Consider the following 13367-nt stretch of genomic DNA (forward strand, 5'->3'; position numbering starts at 1 on the left):
GACTGCTCATTATGGACGTTTTCTTTCTGCAACAATTGATCAACGGCCTGACGCTCGGCGCAGTTTATGGCCTGATCGCCATCGGCTACACCATGGTTTACGGCATTATCGGCATGATCAACTTCGCCCACGGCGAGGTGTATATGATCTCCGCCTACCTGTGCGCCATCGGGCTGGCGCTGCTGTCGTTCTTCGGCCTGCAGTCGTTCCCGCTGCTGATCCTCGGTACGCTGGTGTTTACCATCGTGATCACCGGCGTGTATGGCTGGGTGATCGAACGTATCGCCTACAAACCCTTGCGCAACTCTACCCGTTTAGCCCCCTTGATCTCCGCAATCGGCATGTCGCTGATCCTGCAAAACTACGCGCAAATCAGCCAGGGACCACGCCAGCAAGGGATCCCAACCCTGCTGGATGGAGTGTTCCGCCTCAACTTTGACGGCGGGGTGATTCAAATCACCTACACCAAGGTGTTTATCCTGTTCGCGTCGCTGCTGGGCATGGCGATCCTCACTTACATCATTCAACACACCCGGCTGGGGCGCATTTGTCGCGCCACTCAGCAAGACCGCAAAATGGCGTCAATTCTCGGCATCAACACCGATAGGGTCATTTCCCTGGTGTTCGTGATCGGCGCCGCCATGGCCGGCCTGGCGGGGGTGTTGATCACCATGAACTACGGCACCTTCGATTTCTACGTCGGCTTTATCATCGGCATCAAAGCCTTTACCGCCGCGGTATTGGGCGGGATAGGGTCGTTACCCGGCGCTATGCTGGGCGGCCTCCTGCTGGGCGTGGCGGAGGCGCAGTTCGCCGGCATGGTGAACTCGGATTACAAAGACGTGTTCTCCTTCGGTTTGCTGGTGGTGATCCTGATTTTCCGCCCTCAGGGCCTGCTCGGACGGCCAATGGTCGCTAAGGTTTGAGGGGAAAACTTATGTCGCACTCTGAGGTTCACCCAGGGCTGAACGTTAAGCGCAGCCTGCTGGACGCCGTATTGGCCGGGCTGATTGCCCTGATCGTGTTTGGGCCGATCGTCGGCATCGTTCTGAACGGTTACAGCTTTAACTTCGAGCCGCACCGTCTGGTGTGGATTATCGCGGTGGTGATGGCCGGGCGGCTGTTACTGAGCCTGTTTCTGCAAACTGCACCGGGCCGTAAATTACTGACGCGTTTTGACGGCGGTAACGACGGGGTGTATGTCCGGCCGATCGGCGCCAAGACCAGCCTGCGCTGGATTATTCCGTTAATGGCGGTCATCGCGCTGCTGTTTCCGTTTGTCGCCACCAAATACCTGCTGACGGTGGCGATACTGGGACTGATTTACGTGTTGCTCGGGCTGGGCTTGAACATCGTTGTCGGGCTCGCCGGGCTGCTCGATCTGGGCTACGTGGCGTTCTACGCCATTGGTGCTTATGGGCTGGCGCTGGGCTACCAGTATCTCGGCCTCGGGTTCTGGGCGATGCTGCCATTGGGGGCGCTGATGGCGGCGCTGGCCGGCGCGCTGCTGGGGTTCCCGGTGTTGCGTATGCACGGCGACTATCTGGCGATCGTCACGCTGGGGTTTGGCGAGATCATCCGGCTGGTGCTGAACAACTGGATGTCGCTGACCGGCGGGCCGAATGGCGTCTCGGTCCCGGCGCCGACGATTTTTGGCCTGGAGTTTGGCCGACGCGCGAAGGACGGCGGCGTGCCGATTCATGAATTCCTTGGCATCACTTATAACCCTAACCTGAAATTTATCTTTATCTATGCGGTGCTGTTCCTGGTGGTGCTGCTGGTGCTGTACATCAAGCACCGGTTGACGCGCATGCCGATCGGCCGCGCCTGGGAAGCCCTGCGCGAGGATGAAATCGCCTGTCGGTCGCTCGGCTTAAACCACGTGTTGGTCAAGCTGTCGGCCTTTATGATGGGCGCGTCCACCGCCGGGCTGGCCGGGGTGTTTTTCGCCACTTATCAGGGGTTCGTCAACCCCACCTCGTTTACCTTCTTCGAATCGGCGTTGATCCTGGCGATCGTGGTGCTGGGCGGGATGGGATCGACCATTGGCGTGGTGCTGGCGGCGTTCGTGCTCACGGTGGCACCGGAACTGTTGCGCAGCTTCGCCGAGTACCGCGTGCTGTTGTTTGGCGTGCTGATGGTGGCGATGATGATTTGGCGACCGCGTGGGCTGGTAAGGATCAGCCGAACCAGCTTTGCGCCACGCAAGGGGGTGGCGCCATGAGCGACGCAATCTTGCAGGTTGAGCATCTGATGATGCATTTTGGCGGCATCAAGGCGCTCAACGACGTGAATCTGGCGGTCGAACGCGGCTCGATCACCGCGTTGATCGGCCCCAACGGCGCCGGCAAAACCACGGTGTTCAACTGCCTGACCGGCTTTTACCGCGCCACCGGCGGTGCCATCCTGCTTAACACCCACAAACGGCCAACCGACGTGATCCAGGTGCTGGGGCAGAAGTTTCGCGCCGGCGACTGGGTAAACCCGAAGCGGTTGGGATCGCGCCTGTACTACAAAATGTTCGGCGGGACCCATCTGGTCAATCGCGCCGGGCTGGCACGCACCTTCCAGAATATCCGTTTGTTTCGCGAAATGTCGGTGGTGGAGAATCTGCTGGTGGCGCAGCACATGCTCAGCAACCGTAATCTGGTCGCCGGGGTGCTCAATACGCCGGGCTATCGCCGGGCGGAAAGCCAGGCGCTGGATCGCGCTTTTTACTGGCTGGAAGTGGTGGAGCTGGTGGACTGCGCCAACCGGCTGGCGGGGGAGATGTCATATGGCCAGCAGCGGCGGCTGGAGATCGCCCGGGCGATGTGCACCACGCCGGAGATGATCTGCCTTGACGAACCCGCCGCCGGGCTGAACCCGGTGGAGACGGCGACCCTGAGCCGCATTATCCGTTTCCTGCGTCAGCACCACGGCATTACGGTGCTGCTGATCGAGCACGATATGGGCATGGTGATGGAAATTTCCGATCGGGTGATTGTGCTGGACCATGGCGACGTGATCGCCGAAGGCACGCCGAAAGAAATACAGCATAACGACACGGTGATCGCCGCTTACCTTGGCGCGGATGAAGAGGAGCTGGCGGGATGAGCAATGTGATGTTGGAGTTTCGCAATGTGGACGTGTTTTACGGCCCGATCCAGGCGTTGCAGCAGGTCTCGTTACAGGTCAATGAAGGGGAAACGGTGGCGCTGATTGGCGCCAACGGCGCGGGCAAGTCCACGCTGCTGATGTCGATCTTCGGCCAACCGCGCATCAGCGGCGGGCAGATCCTGTTTCGCGGAGAGGATATCAGCCAGCGTTCTACCCATTACGTTGCCAGCAGCGGTATCGCCCAGGCGCCGGAGGGGCGACGGATCTTTCCGGACATGAGCGTGGAGGAAAACCTGCTGATGGGCACCATCACTGTCGGCAATCGCTATGTGGATGAAGACCTGCAGCGCATGTTCGAGCTGTTTCCACGCCTGAAGGAGCGGCGCAACCAGCGGGCGATGACCATGTCCGGCGGCGAACAGCAGATGCTGGCGATTGCCCGAGCCTTGATGAGCCGCCCGAAGCTGCTGTTGCTGGATGAGCCGAGCCTGGGGCTGGCACCGATTATCGTCAAACAGATCTTCAGCATTCTGCGCGAATTGACCCGTGGCGGCATGACGCTGTTCCTGGTGGAGCAGAACGCCAACCATGCGCTCAAGCTGTCCGATCGCGGTTATGTGATGGTCAACGGGCAAATCCGGCTGACCGGCAGCGGCGCGGAGCTGTTAAGCAATCAGGAGGTGAGGAAGGCTTATCTGGGCGGCGCTTAAAACTGGCGTTGGATCACGCGCACGTTCAGCCGTACCAGAGCGATGATGCCACTGGACAAGATCCGCAGGCCGCGGGGCAAATCGCGGCGGCGGATATCTAGCAACAACACGGTGCGCACCTGGTCGCTGTCGTTCCACACTTCGTGTTCGAAGGTGTCGTCCCACAGCATAAATTCCCCCTCGTTCAGCCGGTACTCCCGCCCGTCGACTTTCAACACCGCAGCGGGTTCACCGTCGGCGCGTTTGGGCATCGACAACACCAGATAGCCGCGCAGAATGCCGCGGAATGGGCCACGGTGCGCGGGCACCTGTTTGCCGGGTGCCAGGAACGACAATGAGGCTGAAAGCACATCCGGGGAAGAGGCGATCAATTGTGCAAGCTGCGGGCAACGGGCGAGGTTGCGCGCTATCGGCTGCCCATAGGCCTGCATGATAAACATCCGCCAGTCGCGAGCGTCGTTGGCGGAGATCGACGCCTGTTCGCTCATGATCTCGTGAAAACGTGGGATATTACGCAGATCTTGCGCTACGGTCAGCGCTTCCTCGCGTATCTGCTGCCAGTGAGCGGTAAAGCGTTGGGCGTCGGGAAACAGCCGGTTGCTGTCGAGGACCGGTGAACTGCTGATGCGACGATCGTAAATACGGCGAAGAGCAAGCACAGACCAATCGTAGATAGCTGACATAGTGACCTCAATAGCAGTGAGCCGATTTCTCGCCGTCTTAGGGTTGTTTTAGATGTGATTGCCGGACGATCAATTCGCCGGTGTACAGCCGTTGTCCGCCGGGTTCGAAGGCCTGCGTCAGGCAGTGAATGCCATCGGCTATCAGCTGCTGCATCGGCTGGCGGTAAGTGGTTAGCTGGTAGCTGGGGGAGGCCGCCAGCTCAATGTCGTCAAAGCCCACCACGGCAATCGGCGCACAGCCCGGCGTGGCGCGTATGGCATCGATAACACCGACTGCCAGAATGTCGTTCTCGCAAAAAATGGCGTCTATCCGTTGCTCTGCCGGGGTGGCGGCCAGGTAGGCCGAAAAGGCCTCCATCCCGCAAAGACGCTGGTAGTGCGGAGCCTGCAGCACCAGGTTGACCTCACGCTGCTGTTGCGCCAGCGCGGCACGGAAACCGTCCAGGCGGCGCAACTGGGTAGATTCGCTGATTGGCCCCGCCAGATAGCCCATACGCGGGTAATCTTGCTGGAGCAGCAACTCGCCAATGTCGAACCCAGCCTGATAACCGTGGGTCGCCAGCACCTGGATATAGGGGCTTTCACTGTAGCGATACAGCACTACCAGCGGAATACGGTGAATGTCTTGCGCCAGGCTGATCAGCCGGTCATTGAGCAGCGTGCCGAGGAACAGCAGCCCGTCCACCTGCATTTGGTCCGCCAGCGTCAGCACCGACTCGTAATCGTGCTCAGAGGTGATATTGAGCAGCAACGCCATATAACCGCGGCTTTGCAACTGCCGGGTCACTTCATCCAGCAGCGTAAAGATATGCGGGTTTTTCAGTTCGTCCGCCACCAGCCCGATGATGCGGGTACTCTTTTTCGACAGGCTGCGCGCCAGCAGGTTAGGGCGATAACCCAATTCACGCGCTGCGGTTTGAACCCGTTGCATGGCCTGCGGTGAGATCGACGCGCCGTCGGTAAAGGCACGCGATACCGTCCATTTAGACACGCCGGCGCGGGCGGCCACATCGCTGGCCGTCGCCTTGCGTGCTGCAGGCGCCGGGGTAGAGCCGGGTTTCTTCGCCATCATCTTTCGCTCGTGATGAAAAAACGGTATGGGTTCAACAGATTAGCACAGCGTGGTCGAATGCGGGAGTTGCCGACGTCGGCGCGAGGATCCTGCGGGCCATCGGCACAACGCAGCGGATCTTTTTAGCGGTATTTTGTGATCCTGATTGGCAGATTTATTATGGCGCATTTGACTTATTTTTAACCCTCTCCAATAGTCCATCGCAAGTGGCATTTGTTGAGCGGTCAAGTTGCTACCTAATTTTGCACCCGGGTGCAGTTAAAATTTGCACCCGGGTGCAATGCAACGAAAACAGTGAAATCCAAGGTTTCGGGAGCAACTATGCTAAATGGCGAAAGAAAAACGGCGCGCCCTCTGCGCTGGGCAATGGTCGGCGGCGGGCGGTTGGGGCAGGTGGGATACAAGCATCGCTGCGGGGCGCTACGGGATAATACCGCTTTTGAGCTGGTGGCCGGCGCGTTTGATATCGTGCCGGATCGCGGCCGCGAGTTTGGCGTGAACCTGGGGGTAGCGGCCGAACGCTGCTATGAAGATTACCGCACGTTGTTCGCTCAAGAGGCGCTGCGTGAGGACGGCATTGAAGTGGTGTCGGTAGCGACGCCGAACGGTACGCATTACGAAATTACCCGTGCGGCGCTGCAGGCCGGGTTGCACGTCATCTGCGAGAAACCGCTGTTTTTCACCAGCCAGGAAGCCTATGAAATTAAAGCGCTGGCGGCGGAAAAAAACCTGATCGTCGGCGTGACTTACGGTTTCTCCGGCCACCCGCTGCTGCTGCAAATGCGCGCGATGATCGCCAACGGCCAGATTGGCGAAGTACGGATGGTGGATCTGCAATATACCCACGGTTTTAATGCCACGGACGAAGTGGATCGCCTCAGCGAAGCGCAGAAATGGCGCATTGACCCCAAGATCTCCGGCCCGAGCTTTGTGCTGGGGGATATTTCCACCCACACCTACTACCTCTCCCAATTGGTCATGCCGCAGATGCAGATCCGCGAGCTGCTCTGCGATCGGCAAAGTTTTATTCCCTCGCGTGCGCCGCTGGAAGACAACGCGCTGGTGATGATGCGCTATGAAAGCGGCGCGGTAGGGCGGATGTGGGCTTCATCGGTGAATGCCGGCGCGATGAGCAGCCAGCGCATTCGCATCGTGGGGTCGAAGGCCAGCCTGGAGTGGAGCGACATCAACCCCAGCGAGCTGCGCTACGAGGTGCAGGGGCAGCCAAACCAGACGCTGTATCGCGGCATGGCGTATCTGGACGATACCTGCAACGCCTGGGAACGGCTGGGGGCTTTGCATACCGAAGGCCTGACCGAATCCTGGGCCAACATCTACCTGAAATTTGCTCTGGCTATCGACGCTACCCGCCGCGGCGATCGGCAGGCGCTGGCGCAACTGGTGTATCCGGATATCGACGCCGGGATCGAGGGCGTGCGCTGGATTGAAAACTGCGTGCGTTCCGCCAACCAGGGCGCCCGTTGGGTGGCCTTTGAATAAACCTATTTATCCGGAGCAATAGCATGAAACTTTCTTTTTGTACCGATAGCCTGGGCCACCTGCCGTTTGAAGCCATGCTGGATCGCCTGGGCGAACTGGGGGTGTTTGGCGTGGAAATGACCACCGGCGGCTGGTCTTCGGCACCTCATCTGGACACCGTGGCGCTGTTGCAGGACGCGGGCAAACGGCGGCGGCTGATGGCAGCGCTGGAAAGCCGCGGCATGAAAATTGCGGCGCTGAACGTTTCCGGTAATCCGCTGGAGCCAGGCGTGCTGGGCGAAAAACACCGCCATGATACCGACAACACGCTGGCGCTGGCCGCCGGCCTGGGGGTGAAAAAAATCGTCATGATGAGCGGATTGCCGCCTGCGGCGCCCGGCGACAGCATCCCTAACTGGATCACCTATACCGTCAGTTGGCCGCCGACGCTGAAAAACTGCCTGGACTACCAGTGGAACGAGGTGGCGATCCCGTATTGGCAGAAGCTGGTGGATAAGGCGCAGGCGTTCGGCATAGAGAAGTTCGCGCTGGAAAATTTCAGCTCGATGCTGGTGTGGAACCCTGACACGCTGTTCAGGCTGCGCGACGCGGTGGGGCCGATGGTGGGCTTGAACCTCGATCCCAGCCATCTGATCTGGATGGGGGCCGATCCGATTGCCGTCGCACGGCGCCTGGGGGACGCGATCCACCACGTGCACGGCAAAGATGTGCGGCTGGAAAGGGGGATAGTGGCGGTCAACGGGCTGCTGGAAACACGGCCGGTGGAACAGGTTGCACAACGTGCCTGGAACTATGTGGCCGTCGGGTGCGGGCAGGATTTGCAGTGGTGGAAGGAATTCTTCTCGGTGGTACGCATGATGGGTTACAACGACTGGGTCTCGCTGGAGATGGAGGATCTGACCATGTCGGTCGATGCCGGTATTAATACCTCGGTTGAGGCGTTACAACGCTGCATCAGCCAATAACGCCTGTTTATTTCTGCCAAAGGCCTGCAGGTTTGCAGGCCTTTGCGTGGCAAAAGACTGTCGAAAAAAACAGGCCAATAAAAGTGTGATCTATATCGCATTTACCCCGCCAGTTGGTTAAAATATCGCTACTTCCCGCACCTGTCCGGATCCCGTTTAACATGGAACAAACCCAGGTATCTCGCTCAACCGCCTGGTTGCGCGTGGTCATCCTTGCCGTCTCGGCCTTTATCTTCAATACCACCGAATTTATTCCGGTGGGGTTGCTGAGCGACATCGCCAAAAGTTTCTCAATGCAAACCGAGCAAGTGGGTTTGATCATCACCATTTACGCCTGGATTGTCGCCTCCGCCTCTCTGGTGTGTATGCTGCTCACCAGCAAAATTGAACGGCGCAAGCTGCTGATCGGGGTGTTCATACTGTTTATCTCCAGCCATGTACTGACCGCTGTGGCCTGGAACTTCACCACGCTGGTGATTTCCCGTGCCGGTGTGGCGCTGGCCCACGCGGTATTCTGGTCGATCACCGCCTCGCTGGCGATCCGGGTTGCCCCGGCGGGCAAAAAGGCGCAGGCGTTGAGCCTGCTGGCGGGCGGTACCGCGCTGGCCATGGTGCTCGGCCTGCCGCTGGGCCGCGTGATTGGTCAGATCCTCGGTTGGCGCATGACCTTTATCGGCATCGCGGTTTGCGCCACCCTGGCGCTGGTGCTGCTGTGGCGTCTGCTGCCGGTGCTGAAAAGCGAGCATTCCGGTTCACTGTCCAGCGTGCCGATGCTGTTTAAGCGTCCGGCGCTGGTCAGCCTGTATATGCTGACCATCATCGTGGTGACGGCGAATTTCACCGCCTACAGCTATATCGAACCCTTTATTCAGACCGTGGCCGGGCTGTCGGAAAACTTCACCACGCTGATGCTGTTGCTGTTCGGCGCCGCCGGTATCATTGGCAGCCTGCTGTTTAGCCGCTTCAGCGAACGTTTTCCGTCGGGCTTTTTCATCGGCGCCATCGCGCTGTTGATGCTGAGCCTGCTGCTGCTGTTGCCGGCCTCCGGCAATGAAAATCACCTGACGCTGCTGTTTGCGGTGTGGGGCATGGCCATTATGGCGATTGGCCTGTCGATGCAGGCCAAGGTGTTAAACCTGGCGCCGGACGCCACCGACGTGGCGATGTCGATCTACTCCGGGCTGTACAACTTTGGTATAGGCGGCGGCGCGCTGCTGGGTAACCAGGTCAGCCAGCATCTGGGCATGGGCAACATCGGTTTTGTCGCTGCACCGCTGGCGCTGATCGCCCTCGGCTGGTGTGTGCTGAACTTTTACCGCGGCGAACGCCTGCAACACCACCACATCCGCTAAGCCCCACCGCACGACAGCGGGCCATCAGTTCGCTGTCGTGCATTGCTACTTCGGTTGAATTTTCTCTCAGCAAAACAGATTGCTGCAGTTTTTTATGCTTAAAATTTTTTCATAGTCTGCTAATTAAATATTTAACTCCGACGCCGAGCCGATAGCATAGAAAACTATCGATTATGTTATGGCGAGGTTAATGGTGAGTGAGTCTTTGGTTGCGGGAAGCGTGGGGGCGGCCCAGTCGCCGATCCATGAACGGGATCTGTCAGCAAGAATAGATGCATTGCCCACCTCCGCCGGGCTGTGGCGGTTTATTGCTTTGCTGGCGTTAGGCGGCTTTTTTGAACTCTACGACCTGTTCCAGACCGGATACATCAGCACCGGCTTAATCGCCGAAGGTATCTTCCATACCGGAGCGCAGGGCGTGTTCGGTGTCTCCGACCAGGCGGCATTCGCCTCCGCCACATTCCTTGGCCTGTTTATCGGCGCCAGCCTGCTCAGCCCCTATGCCGACCGCTTTGGCCGCCGCACCACCTTTATGTTTGCCCTGGCCTGGTATGGCATCTTTTCGCTGTGTCTGGCTTTTCAGCATCAGGCCGAATGGGTGATCTTCCTGCGCTTTTTGGTCGGCGTCGGCTTGGGTATTGAGCTGGTGACGATCGATACTTACCTGACCGAATGGGTGCCCGCACATCTGCGCACCCGGGCGTTTGCCTTTTCCTTCTTCATTCAGTTTCTCTCGGTGCCGACGGTGGCGTTAATGTCTTGGTGGCTGGTGCCGCAAACCATCCTGGGCCTGAGCGGCTGGCGTTACGTGGTGATCGCCGGTGCGGTGGCTTCGCTGGTGATCTGGCTGGTGCGTAAAGGCCTGCCGGAATCGCCGCGCTGGCTGGCACAGCAGCGGCGCTACCCGGAGGTCCGGCAGGTGATGCAGGCGATGGAACGACGCTGCGGCGTCACCCATACGGCGGATTTCCCCGCGCATGACGCGCAAGCACACAGCGAAATGCCGGCGCAGGGGAGTTTTAAGGATATCTGGTCGCCGCGTTACCGCAGTCGTACCCTGATGCTGGTGGTGATGAATTTCTTCCAGGCCATCGGATTCTTTGGCTTTGGCAACTGGCTGCCCGCTTTGCTGGCCGGAAAGGGAGCCTCCATCACCCACAGCTTGCTGTATGCTTTCTTTATTACTCTGGCTTACCCGTTGGGATCGCTGCTGTGCAGCCGCTATGCCGACAAGATGGAAAACAAGTGGCAGATTGTACTTTCCTGCCTGGTGACGGTGATCTTCGGCTCGCTGTTTGCCCTGCAAAACAACCCCGTCTGGCTGATCCTTTGCGGTTTCTTCATCACCTGGTCCAATGCCTGGCTGACCTATAGCTACCATTCTTATCAATCGGAAGTGTTCCCGACTTATATACGCGCCCGCGCTGTCGGCTTCTGCTATTCGTTCAGCCGACTGTCGACGGTATTCAGCAGCCTGATCATCGGCATCATCCTGCAATACGGCGGCTCGGTGGGGGTTATCGCGTTTATCGTGGCCAGTATGCTGATTGTGATGGTGGTGATCGGCGTGTTTGGCCCGAAAACGCGCGGCATCGATCTGGAAAATATTTGAGTACTACTCGCGCGAGATCCTGTGAAATAAAAAGCCCGCTTAAGCTGACCTAAGCGGGCTTTCAGGCTACTGACAAAGCCTTCACTGGTGTTTGGCGTAGGGGCGCTGCATGCTGCGCCCGTTATATCTCTTAGGCGAGATCAAAACGATCGAGGTTCATCACCTTAGTCCAGGCGGCGACAAAGTCGCGTACGAAGCTGCCCTGGGCGTCTGCGCTGCCGTAAACTTCCGACAAAGCCCGCAGCTGAGAGTGCGAACCGAAGATCAGATCGGCACGCGTCGCCGTCCATTTGAGCGCACCCGTTTGGCTATCGCGCCCTTCAAACACGCCGTCTTCGTTGGCCGCTTTCCAGGTGGTGCCCATATCCAGCAAATTGACGAAGAAGTCGTTGGTCAGCGCCTGTGGGCGTTGGGTCAACACGCCGTGCTGGCTTTGACCGACGTTGGCGTTCAGCACCCGCAACCCGCCCACCAATACCGTCATTTCCGGTGCGGTCAGCGTCAACAGCTGCGCTTTATCGACCAACAGCGCCTCGGCCGGCACGCTGAATTGCTGCTTCAGGTAGTTGCGGAAGCCATCGGCCACCGGTTCCATCGCTTCGAAGGATTCGACGTCGGTCTGCTCCTGCGTTGCGTCCATGCGGCCCGGCGTGAAGGGAACGCTCACCGGGTGCCCGGCGCTGATCGCCGCCTTTTCGATGCCGGCCGCACCGGCCAGCACGATCACATCAGCCAGCGAGACGCGTTTGTTACCTGTCTGCGCCTGGTTAAAGGCCTGCTGAATACCTTCCAACGTGGCCAGGGTTTGTGCCAGCTGAGCAGGCTCGTTCACCGCCCAATCCTTTTGTGGCGCCAGACGAATACGCGCCCCGTTGGCGCCGCCGCGTTTGTCGGAACCGCGGAAGCTGGAGGCGGATGCCCAGGCGGTGGAAACCAGCACCGATACCGGCAGGCCCGAGGCCAGGATCCGCGTTTTGAGATCGGCAATATCCTGATCGTTGATCAACTGATGATCGACCGCCGGGATCGGATCTTGCCAAATCAGCTCTTCGGCCGGCACTTCCGGACCGAGATAGCGAGCGCGCGGCCCCATATCGCGGTGGGTCAGTTTGTACCAGGCGCGAGCGAAGGCGTCGGCAAGCTGATCGGGATGTTCATAGAAACGGCGTGAGATCTTTTCATAGGCCGGATCAAAACGCAGCGACAGGTCAGTCGTCAGCATGGTCGGGCGCTGCTTTTTGTTGGGATCGAAGGCATCGGGAATGGTTTCGCCGACGTCTTTGGCCACCCACTGGTGTGCACCGGCCGGACTTTGCGTCAGCTCCCACTCGTATTCGAACAGGTGCCGGAAGAAGTCGTGGTTCCACTGGGTTGGGGTGGTGGTCCAGGTGACTTCCAAACCGCTGGTGATGGCGTCTTTACCCTTGCCGGTACCGAAGCTGCTATGCCAGCCGAGGCCCTGCAGCTCAAGGCCTGCGCTTTCAGGATCGTCACCGACGTGCGACGCCGGGCCCGCGCCGTGGGTCTTGCCGAAGGTGTGGCCGCCGGCAATCAGCGCCACGGTTTCTTCGTCGTTCATCGCCATGCGGGCGAAGGTTTCGCGGATGTCGCGCGCCGCAGCGACCGGATCGGGGTTGCCGTCCGGGCCTTCCGGGTTGACGTAGATCAGGCCCATTTGCACTGCGGCCAATGGGTCTTCAAGGTCGCGATCGCCCGAGTAGCGGCTGTTCTGACCGCCGCTCAGTTCCAGCCAGATCTTTTCCGAGCCCCAGTAAACATCATCCGGTTCCCAGGTGTCGGCGCGGCCGCCCGCGTAGCCAAAGGTTTTAAAGCCCATGGATTCAAGCGCCACGTTGCCGGTCAGGATAATCAGGTCGGCCCAGGAAATTTTACGGCCATATTTTTGCTTAATCGGCCACAGCAGGCGGCGGGCCTTATCGAGGCTGACGTTGTCGGGCCAACTGTTGAGCGGTGCAAAACGCTGCTGGCCTTCACCCGCACCGCCGCGACCGTCGCCGATGCGGTAGGTCCCGGCGCTGTGCCAGGCCATGCGGATGAACAGGCCGCCATAGTGGCCAAAGTCTGCCGGCCACCACTCCTGCGAGTCGGTCATCAGGGCGTGCAGGTCTTGTTTCACCGCCGCCAGATCAAGGCTGTTGAAGGCTTTGGCGTAGTCGAAGTCCGGGTCCATCGGGTTGGAGAGGGGGGAGTGTTGGTGCAGCGGCTTCAGGCTAAGTTGGTTGGGCCACCAGTCTTGATTCGAAGGGCCGCGGCGCGGTGCATTCAGTTTACCGCCGCCCGAAAAGGGGCATTTGCTTTCAGTTGTCATGTTGCGCTCTCTGCTTCGTAGGTTGCTCGCCAGGCCCGAAATGTC

The 13367-nt window shown here is 59.4% G+C and carries 11 protein-coding genes; 8 read left to right on the plus strand and 3 right to left on the minus strand.

Features of this window, described 5'->3' with window-relative positions:
- Window positions 1-11 precede the first annotated feature (11 nt).
- From AC1RKG_RS08525 to AC1RKG_RS08540, 4 genes are read left to right on the plus strand one after another with little or no spacing between them, the layout of a single operon-like run.
- Window positions 12-926 (plus strand): ABC transporter permease subunit, encoded by a 915-nt coding sequence (locus AC1RKG_RS08525; protein ID WP_020827728.1) that lies wholly within the window; start codon window positions 12-14, stop codon window positions 924-926.
- Window positions 927-937: 11 nt separating this feature from the next.
- Window positions 938-2224 (plus strand): high-affinity branched-chain amino acid ABC transporter permease LivM, encoded by a 1287-nt coding sequence (gene livM, locus AC1RKG_RS08530; RefSeq protein ID WP_046373110.1) that lies wholly within the window; start codon window positions 938-940, stop codon window positions 2222-2224.
- A complete protein-coding gene (locus tag AC1RKG_RS08535; protein ID WP_044552471.1) occupies window positions 2221-3096 on the plus strand; it encodes an ABC transporter ATP-binding protein in 876 nt (291 codons plus the stop codon). Before livM ends, AC1RKG_RS08535 begins: the two co-directional genes overlap by 4 nt.
- Window positions 3093-3809: an ABC transporter ATP-binding protein gene (locus AC1RKG_RS08540; RefSeq protein ID WP_020827725.1), complete on the plus strand. Its 717-nt coding sequence runs from the start codon at window positions 3093-3095 to the stop codon at window positions 3807-3809. The genes AC1RKG_RS08535 and AC1RKG_RS08540 overlap by 4 nt, the downstream gene beginning before the upstream one ends.
- On the opposite strand, the gene AC1RKG_RS08545 is transcribed toward AC1RKG_RS08540, so the two are convergent.
- Both AC1RKG_RS08545 and AC1RKG_RS08550 read right to left on the minus strand, forming a co-directional pair.
- Window positions 3806-4492 carry an aspartyl/asparaginyl beta-hydroxylase domain-containing protein gene (locus tag AC1RKG_RS08545; RefSeq protein ID WP_020827724.1) on the minus strand — a complete coding sequence of 229 codons (687 nt, stop codon included), beginning with the start codon at window positions 4490-4492 and terminating at the stop codon, window positions 3806-3808. The two genes, AC1RKG_RS08540 and AC1RKG_RS08545, sit on opposite strands and share 4 nt — an antisense overlap.
- Window positions 4493-4529: 37 nt before the next feature.
- The gene (locus AC1RKG_RS08550; protein WP_130016923.1) at window positions 4530-5564 is read right to left on the minus strand and encodes a LacI family DNA-binding transcriptional regulator; all 1035 of its coding nucleotides are present in this window, start codon (window positions 5562-5564) and stop codon (window positions 4530-4532) included.
- 321 nt (window positions 5565-5885) lie between these two features.
- On the opposite strand from AC1RKG_RS08550, the gene AC1RKG_RS08555 reads away from it, so the two are divergent.
- The 4 genes from AC1RKG_RS08555 to AC1RKG_RS08570 all read left to right on the plus strand — a co-directional run bounded on the left by AC1RKG_RS08555 (window position 5886) and on the right by AC1RKG_RS08570 (window position 10993).
- The gene (locus AC1RKG_RS08555) at window positions 5886-7064 is read left to right on the plus strand and encodes a Gfo/Idh/MocA family protein (protein WP_048758603.1); all 1179 of its coding nucleotides are present in this window, start codon (window positions 5886-5888) and stop codon (window positions 7062-7064) included.
- 23 nt (window positions 7065-7087) lie between these two features.
- Entirely contained in the window at window positions 7088-8029 is a 942-nt protein-coding gene (locus AC1RKG_RS08560; protein ID WP_116690162.1) for a sugar phosphate isomerase/epimerase family protein, read from the plus strand.
- Between the two features lie 161 nt (window positions 8030-8190).
- Window positions 8191-9381: a sugar transporter gene (locus AC1RKG_RS08565; protein WP_493182722.1), complete on the plus strand. Its 1191-nt coding sequence runs from the start codon at window positions 8191-8193 to the stop codon at window positions 9379-9381.
- Between the two features lie 190 nt (window positions 9382-9571).
- Window positions 9572-10993, plus strand: coding sequence for an MFS transporter (locus AC1RKG_RS08570; protein WP_234530175.1), 1422 nt, complete (start codon window positions 9572-9574; stop codon window positions 10991-10993).
- Between the two features lie 130 nt (window positions 10994-11123).
- On the opposite strand, the gene katG is transcribed toward AC1RKG_RS08570, so the two are convergent.
- Window positions 11124-13322 (minus strand): catalase/peroxidase HPI, encoded by a 2199-nt coding sequence (gene katG / locus AC1RKG_RS08575; protein ID WP_493182724.1) that lies wholly within the window; start codon window positions 13320-13322, stop codon window positions 11124-11126.
- Window positions 13323-13367: the final 45 nt, after the last annotated feature.

It is taken from the genome of Serratia sp. GW822-FHT06D09 (genome assembly GCF_058799515.1).